14 protein-coding genes are annotated in these 21,512 nt (G+C 47.2%); 7 read left to right on the plus strand and 7 right to left on the minus strand.

Annotated features, from left to right (window positions below; translation table 11 throughout):
* Positions 1-56 precede the first annotated feature (56 nt).
* The 5 genes from EZE20_RS20020 to EZE20_RS20040 all read left to right on the plus strand — a co-directional run bounded on the left by EZE20_RS20020 (position 57) and on the right by EZE20_RS20040 (position 3,651).
* Positions 57-872, plus strand: coding sequence for a DUF4905 domain-containing protein (locus tag EZE20_RS20020; RefSeq protein ID WP_132121055.1), 816 nt, complete (start codon positions 57-59; stop codon positions 870-872).
* A 1-nt stretch (position 873) separates the two neighbouring features.
* A complete protein-coding gene (locus tag EZE20_RS20025; RefSeq protein WP_132121057.1) occupies positions 874-1,788 on the plus strand; it encodes a LysM peptidoglycan-binding domain-containing protein in 915 nt (304 codons plus the stop codon).
* Between the two features lie 6 nt (positions 1,789-1,794).
* Positions 1,795-2,004, plus strand: coding sequence for a hypothetical protein (locus EZE20_RS20030; protein ID WP_132121059.1), 210 nt, complete (start codon positions 1,795-1,797; stop codon positions 2,002-2,004).
* Entirely contained in the window at positions 1,991-2,779 is a 789-nt protein-coding gene (locus EZE20_RS20035; protein WP_132121061.1) for a TIGR02757 family protein, read from the plus strand. Before EZE20_RS20030 ends, EZE20_RS20035 begins: the two co-directional genes overlap by 14 nt.
* 134 nt (positions 2,780-2,913) lie before the next feature.
* The gene (locus EZE20_RS20040; RefSeq protein WP_132121063.1) at positions 2,914-3,651 is read left to right on the plus strand and encodes a class I SAM-dependent methyltransferase; all 738 of its coding nucleotides are present in this window, start codon (positions 2,914-2,916) and stop codon (positions 3,649-3,651) included.
* Positions 3,652-3,669: 18 nt separating this feature from the next.
* On the opposite strand, the gene EZE20_RS20045 is transcribed toward EZE20_RS20040, so the two are convergent.
* The 4 genes from EZE20_RS20045 to EZE20_RS20060 all read right to left on the minus strand — a co-directional run bounded on the left by EZE20_RS20045 (position 3,670) and on the right by EZE20_RS20060 (position 15,158).
* Positions 3,670-4,548 carry an alpha/beta hydrolase gene (locus tag EZE20_RS20045; RefSeq protein WP_132121065.1) on the minus strand — a complete coding sequence of 293 codons (879 nt, stop codon included), beginning with the start codon at positions 4,546-4,548 and terminating at the stop codon, positions 3,670-3,672.
* 177 nt (positions 4,549-4,725) lie between these two features.
* On the minus strand, positions 4,726-8,112 hold the full coding sequence (locus EZE20_RS20050; protein WP_132121067.1) for a ThuA domain-containing protein: 3,387 nt from the start codon (positions 8,110-8,112) through the stop codon (positions 4,726-4,728).
* A gap of 354 nt (positions 8,113-8,466) precedes the next feature.
* Positions 8,467-14,397 carry a collagen-binding domain-containing protein gene (locus tag EZE20_RS20055; protein WP_132121069.1) on the minus strand — a complete coding sequence of 1,977 codons (5,931 nt, stop codon included), beginning with the start codon at positions 14,395-14,397 and terminating at the stop codon, positions 8,467-8,469.
* Between the two features lie 302 nt (positions 14,398-14,699).
* Positions 14,700-15,158 carry a winged helix-turn-helix transcriptional regulator gene (locus EZE20_RS20060; RefSeq protein WP_228713911.1) on the minus strand — a complete coding sequence of 153 codons (459 nt, stop codon included), beginning with the start codon at positions 15,156-15,158 and terminating at the stop codon, positions 14,700-14,702.
* Positions 15,159-15,214: 56 nt separating this feature from the next.
* On the opposite strand from EZE20_RS20060, the gene EZE20_RS20065 reads away from it, so the two are divergent.
* On the plus strand, positions 15,215-16,078 hold the full coding sequence (locus EZE20_RS20065; protein ID WP_132121071.1) for an SDR family oxidoreductase: 864 nt from the start codon (positions 15,215-15,217) through the stop codon (positions 16,076-16,078).
* 61 nt (positions 16,079-16,139) lie between these two features.
* On the opposite strand, the gene EZE20_RS20070 is transcribed toward EZE20_RS20065, so the two are convergent.
* The 3 genes from EZE20_RS20070 to EZE20_RS20080 all read right to left on the minus strand — a co-directional run bounded on the left by EZE20_RS20070 (position 16,140) and on the right by EZE20_RS20080 (position 19,657).
* Positions 16,140-17,192 carry a sugar phosphate isomerase/epimerase family protein gene (locus EZE20_RS20070; RefSeq protein WP_132121073.1) on the minus strand — a complete coding sequence of 351 codons (1,053 nt, stop codon included), beginning with the start codon at positions 17,190-17,192 and terminating at the stop codon, positions 16,140-16,142.
* 82 nt (positions 17,193-17,274) lie between these two features.
* The gene (locus tag EZE20_RS20075; protein WP_132121075.1) at positions 17,275-18,420 is read right to left on the minus strand and encodes a Gfo/Idh/MocA family protein; all 1,146 of its coding nucleotides are present in this window, start codon (positions 18,418-18,420) and stop codon (positions 17,275-17,277) included.
* 103 nt (positions 18,421-18,523) lie between these two features.
* Entirely contained in the window at positions 18,524-19,657 is a 1,134-nt protein-coding gene (locus EZE20_RS20080) for a Gfo/Idh/MocA family protein (protein ID WP_132121140.1), read from the minus strand.
* A 243-nt stretch (positions 19,658-19,900) separates the two neighbouring features.
* Between EZE20_RS20080 and EZE20_RS20085 the strand changes: the two genes are divergently transcribed.
* Positions 19,901-21,127, plus strand: coding sequence for an MFS transporter (locus tag EZE20_RS20085; protein WP_132121077.1), 1,227 nt, complete (start codon positions 19,901-19,903; stop codon positions 21,125-21,127).
* Positions 21,128-21,512: the final 385 nt, after the last annotated feature.

Consider the following 21,512-nt stretch of genomic DNA (forward strand, 5'->3'; position numbering starts at 1 on the left):
AAGAATTTTGTTGTTTTGAATAATGTTCTAAAATTAACGGTTCAAACCTGAAACTTGTGCTACTACCTGCGGAAAACCAATCTTCTTTCTCTTTTGAGCAGGCCATGGCCATTTGGCGCATTCTTCCGCACCCGCATCCCGAAGTCAATACCTGGGCGGTGGAATTGCGTGATACAGAACAAAAAACGGTTTCGTGGGTCGTGCTGGATTTTACCAGTCAAAAACTTCTTTGGCAAACTACTCCGGAAGCTACGGATTGGTGGAGTAGCCTGACCGCCTTTACCGAGTCGGCGGTTTATCTCCACAATTACCGATATCCCGACATCCCGGAACCTACTGATTTACTGTCAGTTTCGGTTGTTGATGGAAGCTTGCAATGGGCCCTTCCGGGCGTTGTATTTGTGCAGGAAGGCGAAACCGCTAATCAGATTGTAGTTGCTCAAAAAATGGGAGAGGGGGTGACCTATCGCTTGTGTGATGCCGATTCCGGGCGGCTGCAACGAGCGGTGGAGCCGATTGCCCTGCCGCCGGGCCGGGCCGAAGCCTGCCGCACCCCTGAGCGCTACTATCCTCAGGATATATACTTTGACGTACTTTCGTCGTTTTTGCAAAAAGTAGTGCGTGTCTCACAACCGTTAGCGATTGATTATCTTGAAGCTACTCCGTATATAGCGTTTTCTTATTATATTTACATCGAGGAAAAAGTAGCCCAATTTCTTTTGGTGGTCAATCAGAAACAGGAAGTTGTCTACCACCAAATCCTCTCAGAAGGCCGCAAAGGACTAAGTAGCAGTACCCTTGTCTGGAAAAACGATCACCTGCTTTTTCTTCGAACCCAAAATGAATTAATCAGTTTAAATTTGACTCCTTAAAATGAAGTATCTGTTTTGCCTGGCTCTCCTCTCTTGTGTAAGTACTTTTCTATCGGGTGCTGAAGCGAAAAATATCAGCCAACGAGACTCGATTGGTTCTGAAACTACCAATGGAAAAATTTTTGTGCTGCATCGGGTTGATAAGGGACAAACAATGTACGCCGTCATGCGGCGGTACGGCACTTCTATCAAAGCCATCAAGGACGCTAATCCGGGAATTAACGATCAGCTTCGGGCCGATCAGGTAATTCGAGTACCCTATTCGGGACCTGCCCCTTCCAAAAGTTCAGCAAAGGAAGATCGGAAAAAGAAAGAGGAGAAAAAGCCGGAAGTAACAGCGCAGCCATCTGTTGCTTCGGGAGTTCATACCGTGCTGGCCGGGCAGACGCTGTATAGCATTGCCGTTAAATACGGCGTAACAATGGCCGAAATCCGGCAGTGGAATGGCCTTGAAACTGATAATGTGCAGTTTGGGCAGGAACTGATTATCGCCGAAAAAACCTACCTGGAACGCACTAAAAATGCATTTCCTGCACCTCCTGCTACCAAAGATTCTGCCCGGGTTATTAGTTCGCCATTGCCCGAAAGGCCTAAAAAACCAGCTGCTGAACGTGCAGCTCCTCCCAAAGCGGCCACCGGCAAACGCCTGACAGAATCGGGATTGGCCGAAGTTATCAATACCGAAGAAAGCAGCAGCAAGTACCTCGCCCTGCACCGAACGGCCCCGATGGGTACGCTCATTCAGGTTAAAAATGAATACAATCAGGAAACGATTTGGGTAAAAGTAGTAGGCCGGATTCCTAACACAAGTGCCAACGAAGACATTGTGATCAAACTCTCGACAAGAGCTTTTGAGAAACTTTCTCCCAATAGCCGTCGTTTTAGAGCTGAGATCAGTTTTATCTCCGCTAACTAATTGTACATGAAGCATTCACCCGAATTTAGATCCAAACGGGAAGAGGAACGTGCAGCCGTAAAGAAAACCACCGGATATAAAGTGTGGAGTGTGGCTTTTACGATTTTCTATCCCTTTATTGCCGTATTTACGTTTCTGTTTTCCGGCCTTGTCATGGTCTTTTCCGGCATTTCGCAGGCATTAGCTTACATCTTCAATAAAATTGTCCGCAAATAATCCCGTCTCGTCCTACGTAGCCGATTTGCTCGAACGAAAGGTTGAGCAGTACAATCGACCCGTTTTTATTCCGCACGACCCGATCAGTATTCCGCACCGGTTCAGCCTTTTGCAGGATATTGAAATTATGGGCTTTTGGGCCTCAATTCTGGCCTGGGGACAGCGTAAAACGATTATCAACAAGTGCCTTGAACTGGAATCGTTGATGGATCATGCGCCCTACGACTTTGTACGAAATCATCAGGAAAGTGATTTGAAGCGCTTCTTGGCTTTCAAACACCGAACCTTTAATGCCACGGATACGCTCTATTTCCTGCATTTTTTTCATACATTCTACCAAAGCCACACCTCACTCGAAGAGGCGTTTCTGATTCCGGAATCAACAAATCAACTGACTGTTGAGCCGCTCCTGATTGCTTTTCATAATCAATTTTGTGGATTGGAAGACTTCCCGCCACGCACCGCCAAACACATTGCCACCCCGCTGCGAAAATCTTCCTGTAAGCGGCTGAATATGTTTTTGCGCTGGATGGTGCGTCACGATGACCGCGGGGTAGACTTTGGTTTATGGAAAACGATACAGCCGGCTCAGCTTATTGCGCCCTGTGATGTACATGTAGACCGCGTAGCCCGCCACCTGGGGCTGATTCAACGCCCTAAAACCGACTGGCAAACGGCCGTAGAGCTAACCGCCACGCTCCGAACGCTTGATCCGCATGACCCCGTGAAGTACGATTTTGCGCTTTTTGGGTTAGGAATTGAGGGGTTTGTGTAAGGTAAATTCCTGTTTAGAAAGCTTTTTGAGCCTTGTTCCGTTTTTCTGAAAACAAGGACCTGCCGTATACATAGAATGAACATTGAAGGCCCAGGATGGTTTATCTACTAGTCACCAATATCCTGCAACTACTTATGAAATTTACTTCATTTTTGTTCGTTCTGCTAATTTTGTGTCTGTTTAACTGTCAGAGTTCTACGTCTCAGCGTCGCCCGGAGACAAATGCTGACAGTTCAGTGTATGGCAAACAAACTGCCTCTTATGATGGCATTGGGAAAACTTATTTTGGCCGTGAAATAGCGCACGTAATGGGTTTTGGTGGGGCGAGTTGGCTCGAACGCGACGAACGGCAGGAAGAGGAAAATACTGCTTTGGCCATTCAGAAAATGCCAATTTCTGCCAATAGTGTAGTGGCTGATATTGGTGCCGGAACGGGCTACTATGCGTTCAGAATTGCAGCAGCCGTGCCTCAGGGAAAGGTGATTGCGGTAGATGTGCAGCAGGAATCGGTCGATTTTATGAAAAATAAAGCCCTGCAAGAGGGCTATAAAAATGTAGAAGTTGTGCCAGGCGGTGAGAAATCCCCCAATTTGCCGGACAATTCGGTGGACCTGGCGCTGATGGTTGACGTATATCATGAGTTGGAATTTCCGCACGAAATGTTGCAGGCCATTCGTCGGGCCCTGAAACCTGATGGCAAACTTCTCCTGCTCGAATACCGCACGGAAGATCCCAGCATTCCCATAAAAAAACTTCACAAACTAAGCGTGGCTCAGGCTAATAAGGAACTGGAAGCCAATGGTTTTCGATTAGTACAAAAAGGAGATTTCTTGCCAATTCAGCATTTTCTCGTGTATCAAAAACAACCTTAATTTATTATTCAAAAAACTTTATGGAATAGCGACACCATTTGCTTTCAGGATTTTGTGAAAAAACAGCAGTTGGTAGGGGAGTGCATTTTCCCAGTAGTCCCAGGAATGTCCGCCGGGCCGCTCAATGTAGTCGTGCGGCGTTTGATTGGCTATCAACTGCTGATGCAAATCCCGGTTGGTATCAATCAGAAAGTCGTCTACGCCAATATCCAAAATAAAGGGCAGGCCATTGGCTTTTAGCTGATCGGCCAGGGTTACCATCGTGAAACCGGGATAGGGCGTGGAGCCTGATTTCGGTGGGCCAAGCAGACGGGCAAAATTCCCGGCTCTGGATTTGGCAAACTCTTCGGGTACTTTCCAGGTAGCAGTGTTTATGTTCATCACTCCACTCATGCTGCCGGCTGCCGCAAAAAGCTCCGGGTGGCGGCTCGAAATGTACATGGCACCATGTCCGCCCATAGATAAGCCGGCAATGAGCCGTCCTTTTTTGTCTTTGATTGTCCGGTAGGTATGGTCAATTTGTTCAATCACTTCTTTGGAAATAAAAGTCTCGAACTGACTGGTTTTGATTTCCGGACTATCAAAATAATAGCTAGTAGGATCACCGTCGGGCGTAACGATCAGGATATTGTATTGATCTGCCAGGCGATGCAGCAGCGACGGATCAGGTACTTTGGTCAGCCAATCGCGGAAACTTCCTGAGCCGCCATGAAGGAGATAAAGCACCGGAAACTGTTTATTGGTAGAAGTTTGGTAGCTGTTCGGAAGCACCACGGCTGCTTTCAGCGTACGGTTCATGCTCTTGCTGTATACGTCGAGTGTGTCAACTATTGCGGCATGAAGTTGACTGGAAAACAGAAAAAGAACCAGCAAAAATAGATAGTATCGGGTTTTCATATAGATATTCAGGATTTAGTATTACACGGCAGGTGAGAAATAGAAAAGCAGATGGAAAGATATTTTCAGAAAGCTGTTATTGAAATAGATAAAGAAACAGATCAATTTTTAAAAAATGAGCGGACGTAGAATTTCCCCTACGTCCGCTCATTGAATTTAAAATATACTCCTTAACAATTACATCGCGCCATTGATAAATTCAAGGGTGCCAATGGAGTACAAGGGTTTGTTGTTGGCATTAGGATTGGTAAATACCAGATATAGGTTGCGTTGCCGGCGGTCGGCAGGAACCTGCAAGGGAATCTCCACCTCACCCATGGTGTCTTCGCTAATTTCCACCGAGCCGATTTTTGGGCCTTTGGGTGAATCTACGCGAATTTCCAACGTACCCCCTACGGTCATTCCCTTAGCGGTGAATGCGCTCACTTTCAGCTTGGTAATGCCTGTCAGATCCAGATTTTCGTAAAGTACATAGCCACCGTTTGCAGTGGCAACTACGACCTCGTTTCCGGTGGGGAGTTTGTATTTCATGAAGTCTTTGCCCGAATCAAATGAGGTTGCACTCATTTTTGCCGGGCGCAGAGCGATGGAACTCATGCCGGTCATCGGTCCAATTTCTCCATTTCCTTTGTCGGTATACGTAGCCGTAAAAATGTACGATCCTTCCTTGGCTTTTACTTCGGGCACATACGCACCTTTAAGAGCCATTTGGTTTTGGGGCTTCGTGCTTGCAAGTGACAGAATGTAGGTTACCATATTTTCGGCATCTTCCTGCTTCAGCTGCGGGTGAGCGGCCATTGCCTGTTCGCCCCACACGCCCCCACCGCCTTTGATTATTTTCTCAGAAAGTTTTTTCACGGCATTGCGGTCGCGCTGATATTTTTTTGCAACATCCAGGTAGGCCGGTCCAATAGACTTTTTGTCAACGCTGTGGCAGGCTTTGCAGTCGCTCAATTCGATCAAACGGCGGCCCGTAGAGAATCCGGTTCCGGTCTGATGGCCGAGTACCGTTTTATCAAAACCTTCCATATAGTTGACATTCATCAAAACTTCCTCAGCGGCAATCGTGCCCTTAGCCAGGCTACCATCTTCTTTATCAGTTACTTTTACCTCGTATTCGACAGGTTTTTTGTCCCAATAAAAAGACTTATTTCCCTTAATGGCGATGTCTACTTTTGGTACATCGTTTCCGACTTTTATGATAACCTCAGACGTTCCGGAATTACCGGCAGCATCCGTCACTTTCAGAACGGCCGTATATTCTCCCGGCTTGGTGTAGGTATATTTAGGATTAGCCTGTGTGCTTTTTGGGAGCCCTTTTCCGAACGTCCACTCATACTTAATGGCGTCCTTGTCGTAGTCTAGTGAGCCTTCTGACGAAAAAGCCACGGTCAAAGGAGCGGCCCCAACGGGCTTGTCTGCTTTGGTAACAGCTACCGGCGGGCGGTTTCCGGCATTGTAGGTGATGTGCGATAAGCGGGCGTCTTCGTTTTGGGCAAACCAGTTGCTGCCGTATTCGAGCAGATACAGTGAGCCATCTTTCGCAAACTGCATGTCCATCGGGTGATTAAAAGTTGTGGAGGGCATGAACTTCTCCATTTGTACAAAATCACCTTCCTTGGTCATTGTTACCGGATTAATCCAGCCCCTCATCCATTCGTAGGCAAAGAATTTGCCGTCGTAGTACTTTGGAAAGCGCACCTTGCTGTCGGCATAATCATCATAATAATACACAGGACCCGCCATGGCATTCCGCCCGCCTTTGCCTACAATTTCTCCAAATTCAGGAGAGTCGGCATACGGGTAATAAATAAATGCTTTCTGTGCAGGAGGAAGCTCTCTTAATCCGGTGATATTTGGAGCAGGATTAATCGGTTTTGCCGGATCAAAATAGGGGCCGGAAGTGCTGTCCGCAAAGTTGAAATCACGGTAGGGGCGGTTGTCAGCCACAAAAAGCGGCCAGCCAAAATAACCTGCCTTACGTGCCTGATTCATTTCATCATGTCCACGGGGGCCACGCTTGGGGTTATCTTCACCTGCATCGGGGCCAACTTCACCCCAATAGAGATAGCCTGTGCGCTGATCAACGGAAATACGGTAAGGGTTACGATTCCCCATCACATAAATTTCAGGACGAGCACCTGCTGTTCCTTTTGGGAAAAGATTTCCTTCGGGAATGTCGTACGTTCCATCGGCCTTAGGTTTGATGCGGAGAATCTTACCGCGCAGGTCATTGGTATTGCTTGATGATGTCAAAGCGCTATACTTTTCGCGGCCGGGACGTTGGTCGATTGGGCCAAAACCATTGGAGAAGAACGGATTGGTGTTATCTCCGGTGGAAAGAAACAAATTCCCTTCCTTATCCCAGGCAATAGAGCCTCCCGTATGGCAGCAGTCATTCTGACCACCGATACGATTTTCAGCAACATTCAGGATTAGTTGCTCGGTATTCATCAAAAGTTGATTGTTGGCATCATCCCATTTGATCCGAACCAACCGGTTGTTGGTGTCAGGCTTAACGGCTGAATAGTAGAGGTATACCCAGCTGTTATTCTTAAAATCAGGATCAATATTGATACCCATCAAGCCATACTCGCGTTCAAAGTGAACGGGAATATTTGTTACCAGATTTGTTTTTTCTGTCTTTGGGTCATAAACTTTTACACCTCCCTTGCGCTCTGTAAACAGCACTTTACCGTTATCAAGCACCACAAGTTCCGTTGGTTCATCCAGGTTACTTACAAGTACTTTTTTGGTAAAACGATTTTCTTCGGGCGGTACCATCGAATAGGCTTTGGAATAATCCAGTTTGGACGCCATTGCCCAATTTAGCCCGCCAGACAAATGCTTTACAAAAACGGGCTCGCTGAAAGTTTCGTCCGTATGACCAAAGTTTGTATAAAAAGCTTTTCCACCATCATATTCATGAAACCATGACATCGGGTGGTTATCGCCCATTTTTCCTTCTTTATAACTTTTCTCGTCAATTTTAACAAGAACAGTTACTTTGTCGTTAAAATTTTTGAAATCATAAAACTCATCTTTGATGGTCCATTTGTCAGGAAACCCCTCCATCGACGGATGGTTTTTATTAACCACATAGGCTTCTCCCGTTTGTACGTTCGGATTGCCCGGGTGGCTGGCAAATTGTCCGCCAGACAATTTATTGTACCACGGCCAACCATATTCAGTATCGGTGGCTGCATGAATTCCCACATACCCGCCACCGGCCTGAATATAGCGTTCAAAAGCTACCTGTTGAGTAGGATTAAGAACGTCTCCGGTAGTACTCAGGAAAACTACGGCCTGATACTTTTTAAGGTTTTCTTCTGTAAATGCAGCCGAGTTTTCGGTGGTATCTACCGCAAATCCTTGTTCTTTACCCATTTTGAACAGCCGCGCCTGTCCCGCCGGAATAGAAGCGTGCCGAAATCCGGCAGTTTTTGAAAATACCAGAATTCGTTTAGCCGGCGTCTGAGCCGCTACGAATCCTGTGCCCATTCCCCAAAAGACCACTAGCGCTGCCAGTCCTCTGAGTAAGGTTTTGTTACATGATGAAAACATACGAATAATTGGAGTTAGATTAATATTGTATCAAAATAGTACAATAAGGGTTCAAATATACTCAGGAAAACGTTACAGGTCGGGGAAAATGTATGATTCTATAAAGAACTTCCTGTGATTTTGTCCATTTCAGTAAAAGAGGAATCGACATATTTTTTACCATAAATATTTGGGGATCTTGAAAATGAACAAAAGGTTAGGATAAACTTTGTACTCTTTCAGTGAGCACTAGCTATTTTTGAGATAATGAAAGGAGACTATTGAGTGCTTTGTAAAAAAAACTCCGCAACAACTACTATCGGCAGCGATTACGGAGTTCTTTGTATGAAATTAAAGTAGCAAGAAATTCTTTCCTTACAACTTCACCCGTTTCAGTGTAAACGGTACGCAGATTTCTACCGGACAGCAATCCTGTACGGCCAGAATAATGGGGCAGCAGCCTTCGGCAGGGCAGCTGCCTGCGCTTGATGTAAAGGTATATTCGTAGCTTCCTGGCTCGGTTTCGGTGGCTGATAGCGTGTTACCTATGGCTACCTGTACAGGCTGTCCACCTTGTACTTTACGAAACCAAACCACATTGGAATACTGCATCGGAACGGCTAACTCAATGGTGCTGCTTTGTCCCCGGCATAATAAAATCGGAACGGTGAAACACTCGCGGTCGATGTCGTCTTCGCTTTCGTTGCCATTGTCGGGAGTGCTGTCAATGTCTTTTTCGTTCATTTTTGATATTTCGGCGGTGTTAAACCATACACCCTCTGCCACAACCTTTACGGCAATGGAGAGTATAGCTGTATCTCCAACGGCGAGGTTGCCGACTTGCCAGATTCCCGTTGCAGCCGTATAATTTCCCTGCGCCGTAGCATGAGTCATGTACTGCACCCCTGCGTTGAGCAGATCGGTAACTTCCACACCGGTAGCATTGCCTTCCCCTTCGTTCCATACCCGGATGGTATAGTTGATCGTTTCGCCAATCATCGCCAGTTTTTTATCAATTGATTTATCCAAAGCGAGGTCATAGCGCTTGTCGCAGGTTACGATCGTTGGGTTAATTAATGCATCAGCACTGGCGCAGCCGGTGGCAACGTTCGTCACAAGTATCACCGCTGAGCTATCGGCAAGTGGCAGGGTAAAGGATACTGTGCCCCCGTTGCCGGTAATGTCGTTGGCTTCCTGCAAAATGCCCTGAGGAATCGGTCCGTTGCCAATTGAAGACAATCCGTTGGCTAACACGACATTGAAAGTTCCAGAGGTTTGGATGGTCAGTGTAACAGTGTAGGTTGTCGAATCCACACAGACGGGCTCAGTACTCATCGTAAATTTGGGCAGAGGCAAGACCGTGTATCGCTTTTCAGCAAATGGACGGCAACCTGTGGGTAGTGCCGTTGTGTCATCGGCAATGAGGTACATATAGTAGGTCACGGGTGTCGTACCGCTATTGGCCGGGAACTGACTGCCGGGTAAGCCAATTGGCCAACTGACGAGAGAATCAATTGGTGTGAGGGTTTCGATCAGTTCACCGCCTGAGTACACAGTGGCAGATGTTTGGGGAGAGGTGAAGCGAACGAGTTTTACCGGAAGATTAGTACCGATTTTGGCACTTAACGCTTCGCCATAGTAGCCTGAACATAGAGTGTCTGATGCATTTCCGACTAAACTAAATACTGGGCAGGGTGTATCACAGGCTTGGCGTTCAACAAGAAGTGTTGCCTGACAATCGCCGTTAGTCAATACAAATGTATACATGCCAGGAATGCTCATGCCGCTGATTTGACCCGCAGGGGTTACGGTTGCCGTGTTTCCTGCGGCTGCGGCCCAGGTGCCGTTGACAAACAAGGGTAGGGTGAGGGTGTCTTCGCAGGTGGCAAGGTTGCTGAGAGTAATTGAACCTTTCAATACAAAAACCGTATCCGAACAAGTGCTGCCAAGTCCTGCGTCAAGTAGGATATACGTATAAATACCATCGTTTGTTAAGCCGGTAACCAGGCCGGAGCTAATGTCGATACTTCCTCCCGGATTTCCGGCGCCGGCAATCCATTGCTGCTCAGGTGTGGCATCAGGCAGATTTACTTCTGATGTAGGGCTGCACAGGAAAACATCGTTTCCGGCTTCGGGTTTTACACAGTCAATGTTACAATCCCGAAAAGGGATTTGAATCAGTGTATCTGTAAAACAATCTTCACTGGCAAATAACCGGATGTAGTAGGTTTGACCGGCAGGCGCCCCGGGATTGGGCAAACCACTGATGGCAAGATTCGTACCCGTTAAATTGGTGGCTGCTGCGTAATTGCTCAACTCGCCCGGCGACGTAGCATAGGTATAGCGAGCTGCATTTTGTAAACCACTCAGAGCAAACGACGCATCATTATTGGTGTTCAGGTTGGTACAGGTTGCGGCCGAAATCGTGATGGAACCTAACTCCGGCCTAATGCAGGGGGAAAGGAGCGCGGCATCTATGGTCGGGTTGTCTTTATTGAGCCCACCCAAGGCCGGATCAAGGCTTACGACATCACTTAGGCCATCGGTAGAAAAGTCGCTGTCGGTAGCATCGTTGCCTATGTTCTTTTTATCGCTGATTTCGCAGCTGTCCGGCAAAGTCGTCAGGTCAATTTGTACGATGTAATCGCCTTTGGGAAGATTGGTAAAGCCGTACGCGCCTGCAGTTGATGTTTGGGTGCTGTCGAGTTTTTGAGCTGGTAAATTATTTACTGCCGACCAGAGAATTATTTTAATGGCTTCAACTCCCGGCTCATCGTCATCCTGCTGCCCGTTGTCGTTGAGATCTTTCCAGACAAAATCTCCCAAAGAACCGGTAGGTACCAGACAATTCTGTGTGGCCGTGGTGGAATCAATGCAGCCGTTCAGGCTAACGATCAGCTTCACGGTATCACCGGATGCAATGCCGATGACGGTATTTCCTGAAAGTGTTCCTTTATTGGCGGTTACCGTTGCGTTTGGAGTGGCGGTAAAGGCAATGTCAAAAGTTAGACCGTCTGTTGAGCAGGTAGTTGCCGAAATCGAAATTTCCGGTTTTTCATTCACCGTCACGGTTATTTCCGCAGGCTGACTGACGCAATCCGAGGCTTGGTCGGTACAGGTAGCGTAGTAGGTTTTGGTAGCCGTCGGGCTGACGGTCAGACTGGCGAGGGGTTGGTTCAATGCCTGATCGGCGAAAAAGGTGACAGTTCCTGTGCATCCGCTTGCTGATAGCGTCGTGCTTTCTCCCACACAAATAGCCGTCGGTGTGGCAGCAAGTGTGGGAGGCGTAGTGGTGGGGCAATCACAGTCTTTGGTGATTGTCAGTGTATCCGAGCAGCCGTTGAGCGTAGCTACGATTTTGACAGTTTCACCGGCAGGCACTCCCGTTACGCTGTTTCCGGTGATGGTTCCTTTGTCAGCGGTAATGATTGCATTTGTGGTTGCATTAAAATTGACGGTAAAAGTTGTCAGATCACTGCTACATACCGGATCGCCCGAAATCGAAATTTCCGGTTTTTCATTAACCGTCACCGTTATTTCCGCAGGCTGACTGACGCAATCCGAGGCTTGGTCGGTACAGGTAGCGTAGTAGATTTTGGTAGCCGTCGGGCTGACGGTCAGGCTGGCGAGGGGTTGGTTCAATGCCTGATCGGCGAAGAAGGTGACAGTTCCTGTGCATCCGCTTGCTGATAGCGTCGTGCTTTCTCCCACACAAATAGCCGTCGGTGCAGCGGCAAGTGTGGGAGGCGTAATGGTGGGGCAATCACAGTCTTTGGTGATTGTCAGTGTATCCGAGCAGCCGTTGAGCGTAGCTATGATTTTGACGGTTTCACCGGCAGGCACTCCCGTTACGCTGTTTCCGCTGATGGTTCCTTTGTCAGCGGTAATGATTGCATTTGTGGTTGCGGCAAAATTGACGGTAAAAGTTGTCAGATCACTGCTACATACCGGATCGCCCGAAATCGAAATTTCCGGTTTAGGATTAACTGTCACTGTTGCCGTTGCTGTGCCTTCGCAATCGCCAATGGTACAAGTTACGGTGTACGTGGTAGTCGTTATCGGCGATACATTTATGCTTGCCGAGGTAGCAGAATTGCTCCATAACAGACTACCTGCACAGGCCGCTGCGGTAAGTGTAGTAGTTTCTCCTTCACATATTGTTGGACTGTTTACCGTCGGTTTAGGAGCCGGAGAAATGGAAATAGTCTTGGTTGTATTGGCCGAGCAACCCGTTTGCGGGTCTGTATATGAATATCCAAACGTAAGCGAGGTAAGGGTAGAGCCTGCATTTATGGTAACCACATGTCCGTTGATCGTAACTGCACCCTGAGGTAATCCATTGGGCAGGTTGAACGTGCCACCCACCGGAGAGGCCGTAAAGTTTACGGGCAGTTCACTGGCACAAACGGTTTCAGGCCCGGCAATTGTTACTACTGGACGAGGATTGATCGTAACCAACCCGCTGTCTTTTCTGGTGCAGGCTCCGTTGGTTTGGGTATAATAAATGTACACTGTGGCAGGGGCCGTGGTCCCCGACTGAATAAGTGCCTGTGCGGCACTGATCGTAGCACCGGTGCCCGTATCCGTTACCCCAAACCCACTCCATGTACCGGTAGTTCCTTCGGGATCGGTGTAGGTAGAACTTTGGTTCTCACAAAGTATGGCCGGCGACAGATTGATTTTGGTGCCGCCATTGTTAATTGTAACAGACTTGGAAGCTGAGCCACCGCATCCATTTGTTCCGGTTACTGCATAGGAAAATGTAAGTGATGCAAGGCTTGTAGCGGGATTGATGGTCAACCCATTGGCATTCACCGTAATTGCGCCTTCGGGTATTCCTCCGGGAAGATTAAAACTTCCACCCGCCGGACTGCCTGTATAGGTAACGGGCAGCTCTGTGCCGCAGACAGTTTCGGGACCGCTGATGCTGACGGTGACAGCCGGATTGACCGTGGCCGTTACGGTCAGAGGCAAACTTTTGCAAGTTGCATCATCATTTTTAACACAAGACAGGAAATAGTTGGTGGTGGAGGAAAGAGAAGGGGTTGTAAAAGAATTGCCCGACCCTACCTGATTGCTAAGGTTGGCAGCGTCAAACCACTTGGCCGTAAATCCGTTTGTACAGCCACTCGCCGCAAACGTAACCGTACCCGGCCCGCAGCGGGTTATACCGTCGGCGAACGGAGTTGGCGCATTACAAACAGGTGTTCCGCATGTTACATTTCCTTCAAACGGATAGTTGTGCATTTCCCCGTCGTCTACGAGTAAAGTTTGTCCGATGAGCTGCCCCTGAACGTTAGAATTGTTGACCGTTTTGGTAATCGTCGCATAGGGCGCCAGCACACTGCCTTCGATAGTAGCGTTGCCCTCAATGTTCAGCGTAGTTGCATTTGGGAAGTTCCAGATAATGTACCGCATGCTTCCGTTTACGTTCTGATTGGTGACGTTCCAGGAAAAAGTAGCACCGGTACTTACGTTGATTACGAGCGGTTGACTTGCCGTGGGTGTAAACGAAAACGTAATGTTATTGACGGCATTCAGATCGGCGCCTGTAATGTTAAGCACACGGGTGGTATTGGCGGGCAAGCCGTCCAACGGATCGCGCAGGTAAAGATTTTGTCCCGAAAAATTGGTTACAACATCCCCGTTGGCATTTGTTGTGCGAACATTCCCAACGCAGTTGGTCAGCGTTTGGGAGTTCGCTTTTAGGGTTGTAAAAGCCGTAGCAAAATCAATGACGTTGGGCTGACAAATTGGATTTGAGGCCGTGTCCGCCAAAGACGAATAGAATGTATTGACGTTTCCATTCAGCTCAATAAAAGAAGACGGATTGGCGTAGCCGTCCGTACTCTTGGTTATTTTTATTGGAGAAGTAGCATTGTTCTGATCCCGAAACCATACTTTCAGGGCATTCAGATCGCCTCCTCCGGCACAATTCCCAATTTTTATAAATCCATTGTTGAGCACTCGTAGCGTACCGTTTTGGAGTTTTACGCCACCACCTACCACTAAACCGATTTTTACGGTAGGAAAGGCCGGTTGGGTAAAGTCACCGGAAGAAATGAACGCTACCTGATAGTTGCCGCCTACGGTAAGATTGCCGCCGATTGCCACGGCACCTTCACTTTCATTGGAAATCAGGGTTGCATTTCCTTGCGTAAAAACGTTGAATTTCCCGGCGGGAGCCAAAGGATTTTGTGCGAGAAGTGGTAAATTAAGGAGTAAAAAAAACGTCAGCAACGGCACATACCGACACTCCATTCGAAAAAGGGCGAAGCCGCCCATTCCAAAGTACAAAGGGTTCATACATTATTTTGTTAGTGTGTGTAATCGTTTTGTGGAAAACATAGACTAGTATGTGCTACACAAAAGCGCTATAAATGTACACTAAAAAGTAATATACAAAAAGAAATGAGGTTTAAATTAGTGCTGTGAATAAGATACTTATAGGTTCTATTGAATTTTGGCTATATTTAAATGTAGTTTTTTGGGTAGTCTGACAAAGTTTTTTTTACTCAAAAAGGCTAAGTCGTTAGATTGAATATAAACCATTTAAGTAACTAGTTTGTATAATTAATTTGTAAGGTGCGATTTGTTATTCCTTCTATTTACTTTTTTGTAAACTTCTTACGACTTTCCACAATCTCGGGTAATGCATCATTGGCCCAATCAGCCAATAAGAGGGCCTGCTGAAGTAGCCCTTTTCCCAAATCAGTGAGTGTGTACTCTACCCGTGGCGGAACTTCGGGGAAAAGTGTTCGGGTTACAAATCCATCCGTTTCCAGATTCCGCAAGGTAACGGTGAGCATGCGCTGAGAAACATCCCCAATTTCTTTTTTTAACTCATTGAAGCGTAATGTTCCGCGAGAACCCAACGCCAAAATGGAAAGCAGACTCCATTTGTCGCTGATTCTATGAATAACGTCCCGAACCGGACACGCCAACTCCTGATTGCGGGCGCGCGCAAAAATTAAATGTAAATTTTTTTCGGGGTTAAGTTTTTTATCCTCTGTATTAGTTACTTCCATGGTACCAGGTATGAGTGCTGTGCCCTCTTTTAAATCCATTAGTTACTATTTAGTTTTGAGTTACTAAAAATAACTAATAATTAAATTCAAACAAAATGATGAGCAACAAAGTATTGATCACCGGTGCAACCGGAACTATTGGGAAAGAATTAATCCGGCAGTTGCAGGCAAACGACACAACGTTTGTAGCCGGTTCGCGTGAATTTTCAAAAGCAGCCCAAACCCTCGGAATAGGGCAGGAGCAATGGGTAAATCTGGATTTTGACCAACCGGAAACCTTTGAAACGCCTACATCCGAAGTGGATGCTGTATTTGTTTTAGGGCCTCCGTTGAGGTTTCATATGGAAGAAACGATGATTCCTTTTCTGGATTTTTTGTGGGAAAAAGGCATTAAGCGTGTTGTCTATCTTTCGGCGCTTGGCAATGAGAGTTTAGGCGGAGGATTGGCGTTTCATGGGATCGTGGAAGAGTATATTCAGCGAAAAGGATTTGATTTTACAATTCTGCAACCATCCTTTTTTGCTCAAAATTTCAAAAACTTTGAATACGAAAACGTAACCCAACGAGGGATTATTTATGTAGTAGCCGGAGACGGGAAAGTTGGGTTTGTGGATGTACGCGATATTGCCAAAGTTGCGGCACAAGTCCTGAATGAGGATGGACATTCTGGGAAAATCTACCGCCTTACCGGTTCGGATTTACTTGACTATCAGGAAGCAGCCCAAATTCTGACGGAAGTTTTGGGGAAACAAATTACTTACCTGAATCCGTCGGAAGAAGAGTTTCGGGCAACGTTGTCCGCCGCTGGCGCACCGCCTTTTATTGCTGACTACATGTTGCCGGTCTATGGCATGATCAAAACCGGAACGGTGAGTTTTTTGACCAATGATATTGAGCAGGTTACGGGAGAAAAGCCTACTTCGCTGCGTGAGGTACTGATCCGTGATTTTTCGGTGTAAAGATAAAAAAACGGGTCTCTCCAAAAACAGTTTTTTGGAGAGACCCGATCAATGAACAATATTACAAGCCCAACACCTTGCGGTTGAACGCCTCATCGGCGCCTGTTCCTGCGAAATCATCAAATGCTTTCTCGGTTACTTCAATAATATGATTGGCGATAAATGGCGCTCCCTCGGCCGCTCCCTGCGTAGGGGACTTAATGCAGCATTCCCATTCGAGAACAGCCCAGCTATCGTAATTATATTGAGATAACTTGGAGAAAATTCCCGCAAAATCTACCTGCCCATCACCCAGCGAACGGAAACGTCCGGCGCGGTCAGCCCATCCGGCATATCCGCTGTAAACGCCCTGCCGTCCATTTGGGTTAAACTCTGCATCTTTTACGTGAAACGCCTTGATTCTTTCGTGATACAGATCAATAAAATGCAGATAGTCAAGTTGTTGTAACACAAAATGGCTGGGGTCATAATTGATATTGGCTCGTTTGTGACCGCCTACATAATCCAGGAACATCTCAAACGTAGCACCATCATACAAATCTTCACCGGGGTGTAGCTCGTAGCAAACATCCACGCCCGCGTCTTCGTAGGCATCCAAGATAGGTAACCAACGGGTAGCCAATTCTTTGAAAGCGGTTTCAATCAGGCCGGCAGGGCGCTGCGGCCACGGATACAAAAAGGGCCACGCCAACGCTCCTGAAAACGTAACCGATGATTTCAACCCCATATTTTGACTAGCCTGTGCGGCCCATTTGAGCTGTTGCACGGCCCATTCGGTACGGGCTTTTGGGTCGTTGCGAACCTCGGGAGCTGCAAACCCGTCAAACATAGCGTCGTAGGTTGGATGTACCGCAATCAGCTGTCCCTGCAAGTGCGTAGAAAGTTCGGTTACTTCAACGCCAATATCCCGCAATTTTCCCTGATACTCATCACAATACGTTTTTGACTCAGCCGCTTGTTTCAGGTCAATGCAGCGGGCATCCCAGGTCGGGATTTGTACGCCCTGATAACCCAGTTCGGCCATGTAGTGCGCAATCGAATCCAGCGAATTGAACGGGGCTTCGTCGCCCATAAACTGCGCCAGAAATATAGCAGGTCCTTTTATAGTTTTCATAGTTATTGATTTGTTGTTAAGGGTAAAAAAAGCGACTAATCGCAGAAAAATCCTCTGCGATTAGTCACACAATGTGAATAAATTATACTTCTACCCACGCCTGATTCCGGTGGCTTTCCAGGATTTTTTCGCAGATCAAAAGCTCGCGATAACCATCCTGAAACGTTGGGAACGTTGGGTTTTCGGGTTGTTTTCCGGCTTCAATGGCGGCGTATACTTCCTTAAACATCTGCTTGGAGGTATCGGGAAAGCCTTCGTTGTGGCCGCCGGGAAACGAAATGACCGATTGCGCTTCGGGGTGAACGAGCGAAGGATCACGCATGAGCACTTCGTTGTAGCCGTCACGGTTGCCAATCCAAAGTTCGTTGGGCGTTTCGGAGCAGAAGCTGAACGTCTTTTTGGAGCCCGAGATTTCAAAACTCATGCGGTTCTTTCGACCAGCCGATACCTGCGAAACCGTAATGACGCCCCGGTTGCCGTTGTCAAACCGCAGCAATACATTGGCATGATCTTCCGTCGTGATGGGTACGTCCGCATAATCTTCGGGTTTGAGCATCTTGCCCGAATACGTTTCCACGGGTTTGAGTGGCTTTTTCCGGGTTTTATGAATCGTATTGAAATCGGCCATCACAGCTACTGTTTTCAACCCCGTAATGTATTCGAGAATATCCATCAGGTGTGAGCCAATATCGGCAATAGCGCGCGAGTCGCCCGATTTGTCGGGTTCGAGGCGCCAGTTGTAGTCGGTTTCGTAAAAAAGCCAATCCTGCAAATATGACCCAATGACCGAATACACATCGCCCAACTCGCCTTTTTCGCGCATCACTTTCATTTGGCGGGCCAACGGGTAGTAACGCAGGTTAAAATGCACGGCATTGACCAACCCGGTTTCGGCAGCCAATTGAACGAGTTCTTCGGCTTCGGCAAGGTCTTTGGCCAAAGGTTTTTCACAGACCACGTGCTTTCCGGCCAACAGTGCCGCTTTGGATTGAGAATAATGTAAAAAATTGGGCGTACAAATATGTACACACTGAATATCCTCCTGCTTCAACAGCTCATCGAACGTATACGAACGCTCAATTCCCAGCGCTTTTGCCTTTTCAGCAGCCAACTCGGCTGTAACTTCGCATAAGGCAGCAACTTCAACGTTGGGCAATCGGCGCAGGGCCTCAATGTGAGCGGGGCCAATAAATCCGGTTCCTACAACTCCTACTTTAATTTTGGTCATTTGGTATGTTATTGGTTAAAGGAAAAAAGTATGCGAGCGATTCAATTATTTATATCTAAACTACTGGTATTGAGGATGATTTTTGAACAGATTTTTTAAAATCTCAATCCAGAAATTTCGTCCACTTCGTTTCTGTTTTGTCAGAAGTAAGCACAGTATCAATAAACTTCATACCCCGAATGCCATCGTAAACCGTTGGGAAATCATAGAGTGGATCCTGTTTTTTTCCTTCCCAGCGAGCCCGCAACGCAAAAGCAAAATTGCGATACAAATTGGCAAATGCTTCCAGGTAGCCTTCCGGGTGGCCCGCCGGTGTGCGCGTATGCACCTGTGCGGCTTCCGACAAATTCCCCTTGCCCGTGCGCAGAATCCGAACGCCTTCCTGCGTTTTGTGAATTAGCGTATTGGGTTCCATTTGATTCCATTCCAGGCCGCCGTACTCCCCATATACGCGGATGTTCAGGTCGTTTTCTTCGCCGTTGCAAATTTGACTATTCTGCAAAATGCCCTTGGCACCGTTGTCAAACCGTAGCAGCACGTTGGCGTCGTCATCGAGTTGTCGGCCTTCTACAAAAATGGTCAGGTCGGCACAGACTTCTGTAATGCGGAGTCCGGTAATATATTCAGCCAGGTTTTCGGCATGCGTGCCAATGTCGCCAAGACCACCCGCTGCACCCGAACGAGCCGGGTCGGTGCGCCACGAGGCTTGTTTTTGGCCGGTAGCTTCCACGAGCGTCGAGAGCCAGCCCTGCGGATATTCCACAACTACCTTACGTATAGTGCCCAACGCCCCTGATTTGATCAGATGTTTCGCTTCCTTTACCATGGGGTAGCCGGTATAATTATGCGTCAGGCAAAAAATTAGTCCACTTTCTTCTACCACTTTCACGAGGGCTTCGGCGTCAGCCGTGTCGTGGGTCAGGGGTTTATCACATACGACGTGAAAGCCGTTTTCGAGCGCCAGTTTGGCCGGAGGGAAATGCACGTGATTGGGCGTTACGATCGAAACGAAATCCATGCGCTCGCCTTCGGGCAATTGTTTTTCTTTCAGGATCATTTCTTCAAAACTGCCGTACACGCGCTCAGCGGGCAGGTAAAGAGCTTCACCGGTAGCTTTTGATTTTTCGGGACTAGAACTGAAAGCACCACAAACGAGCTCAATTTCGCCATCCATGGCAGCCGCTATGCGGTGTACACCGCCGATAAAGGCGTCCATACTTCCCCCCACCATTCCCATGCGTATTTTTCTAGACATCACTAGTTAGGTTAAAGGTTTATGTTGATAAAATTTGTCAAAAAAGGAGTAGCATCACCTACTCTTACTTCTTACAAAGGTAACAACTTCAAAAAAATCGGAGAATAGACCGTACAGATATTAGTAGAAATGATGCCTATTTCTTTTTTTTACGAAGTTTTTGGACAAAACTTACAGAATCATTTCAATCAACCTATCCTTTTTCACTAAACCCTTTATTGTATTATGAATCAAAATGTCAATGCAGATCGCCTTTTTCTAGGCAGTTGCTTTGCGCTTATTACCACCGCTTTTTCCTTTGCGATTCGGGCAGGTATTTTACCGCAGCTTGGTGATCAATTTGGATTAAGTGCTGAACAGCTGGGTTTTATAAACTCCATGTGGTTTTATGGTTTCCCGATTGCCATGATTATCGGTGGGCTCGTCTATCATACCGTCGGGCCACGGATCATCATGATGGTGGCTTTTATTATGCACACAGCCGGTATTTTGCTGACCATTTACGCAACGGGCTACGTAGGTCTTCTGGTTTCTACGCTGTGTATCGGAATCGGGAATGGCTGTACAGAAGCGGCCTGTAACCCCATGATCGCCGATTCTTATTCGGGATTAAAGATGAATAAGATGTTGAGTCGTTTCCACATGTGGTTTCCCGGTGGTATCGTAGTCGGTAGCTTGATTTCTCTGGCAATGACCAAAATGAACCTCGACTGGCAGGCGCAGATTTGGATCATCATGTTTCCAACGCTAATCTATGCTTTTCTGTTTTGGGGGCAGGCTTTTCCAAAAGCCAAAGTGGAAGGGGCTACCTCTCTCTCGGAAAACCTCCGGGGAATGGTTAATCCGTTGTTTATTTTTATTTTCCTATGCATGGCCCTCACGGCTATTTCGGAATTCGGCCCTCAACAGTGGACTGCCATCATTTTGAGTAAAAGTGGTGCAGAACCCTTGTTGATTCTTGCACTTGTTACGGGACTTATGGCCGTTGGTCGCTTTTTTGGCGGTCCGGTTATTGGTCAGTTTGGCCAAACGGGTGTATTGCTTGGTTCGGCTGTTTTTACAACCATCGGAATCTATCTTTTCAGTAGCCAAACAGGCGCTATGGCTTACGTAGCCGCTATCTTTTTTGCGCTGGGTGTGTGCTATTTCTGGCCAACTATGCTTGGATTTATCGCCGAAAAAGTTCCTTTGAGCGGTGCGTTAGGCCTTTCACTCGTTGGTGGTATGGGTATGTTCTCAACCGCAATCTTCCAGCCGATTATTGGTTCATGGATTGATGAAAACCGGGCAACTTTGGCTGCTCAGGGGTTGAGTGGCGATGCGCTTGAATTGCAGGCAGGTCAGGCTACTTTGTTAAATATGACCACGTTCCCGATTATTCTTATCGTTGCCTTTACTATCCTGTTTTTCTGGATGCGTAGCCGCAAAGCGAGTAAAGCCGCGATTGCCTGATAAGTTTTCTTTAAACCTTGCTGGTTTAATTGAGTACGTTTAAGACGCCCCGAATAGCCGTTGTGCTTTCGGGGCGTTTTTTTGTATCGTACAGTTTCCAACGCAGTTTCAGAAGATAGAAATGTATTTGTAGGAAAAGTCCGCCTGATGTAATGTTACGTCTCTCCGAGGCTGTTCGTTTGGGTGATTTATTTTCCTACAAATGTTACGCCTCTCCGAGGCTTGTTCGTTTGGGTGATTTATTTTCCTACAAATGTTACGCCTCTCCGAGGCTGTTCGTTTGGTTGATTTATTTTTCTACAAATATTACGCCTCTCCGAGGCTGTTCGTTTGGGTGATTTATTTTCCTACAAATGTTACGCCTCTCCGAGGCTTGTTCGTTTGG

This window comes from Arundinibacter roseus (genome assembly GCF_004348825.1).
GTDB classification, from domain to species: domain Bacteria; phylum Bacteroidota; class Bacteroidia; order Cytophagales; family Spirosomataceae; genus Arundinibacter; species Arundinibacter roseus.

Bases quoted from the DNA above. Each gene is read 5' to 3' on its own strand.
- EZE20_RS20065 (WP_132121071.1), top strand. From the start codon at position 15,215: ATGATGAGCAACAAAGTATTGATCACCGGTGCAACCGGAACTATTGGG.
- EZE20_RS20085 (WP_132121077.1), top strand. From the start codon at position 19,901: ATGAATCAAAATGTCAATGCAGATCGCCTTTTTCTAGGCAGTTGCTTT.
- EZE20_RS20080 (WP_132121140.1), bottom strand. From the start codon at position 19,657: ATGGGAATGGTGGGGGGAAGTATGGACGCCTTTATCGGCGGTGTACAC.
- EZE20_RS20040 (WP_132121063.1), top strand. From the start codon at position 2,914: ATGAAATTTACTTCATTTTTGTTCGTTCTGCTAATTTTGTGTCTGTTT.
- EZE20_RS20060 (WP_228713911.1), bottom strand. From the start codon at position 15,158: ATGGATTTAAAAGAGGGCACAGCACTCATACCTGGTACCATGGAAGTA.
- EZE20_RS20030 (WP_132121059.1), top strand. From the start codon at position 1,795: ATGAAGCATTCACCCGAATTTAGATCCAAACGGGAAGAGGAACGTGCA.
- EZE20_RS20070 (WP_132121073.1), bottom strand. From the start codon at position 17,192: ATGAAAACTATAAAAGGACCTGCTATATTTCTGGCGCAGTTTATGGGC.
- EZE20_RS20045 (WP_132121065.1), bottom strand. From the start codon at position 4,548: ATGAAAACCCGATACTATCTATTTTTGCTGGTTCTTTTTCTGTTTTCC.
- EZE20_RS20055 (WP_132121069.1), bottom strand. From the start codon at position 14,397: ATGAACCCTTTGTACTTTGGAATGGGCGGCTTCGCCCTTTTTCGAATG.
- EZE20_RS20050 (WP_132121067.1), bottom strand. From the start codon at position 8,112: ATGTTTTCATCATGTAACAAAACCTTACTCAGAGGACTGGCAGCGCTA.
- EZE20_RS20025 (WP_132121057.1), top strand. From the start codon at position 874: ATGAAGTATCTGTTTTGCCTGGCTCTCCTCTCTTGTGTAAGTACTTTT.
- EZE20_RS20075 (WP_132121075.1), bottom strand. From the start codon at position 18,420: ATGACCAAAATTAAAGTAGGAGTTGTAGGAACCGGATTTATTGGCCCC.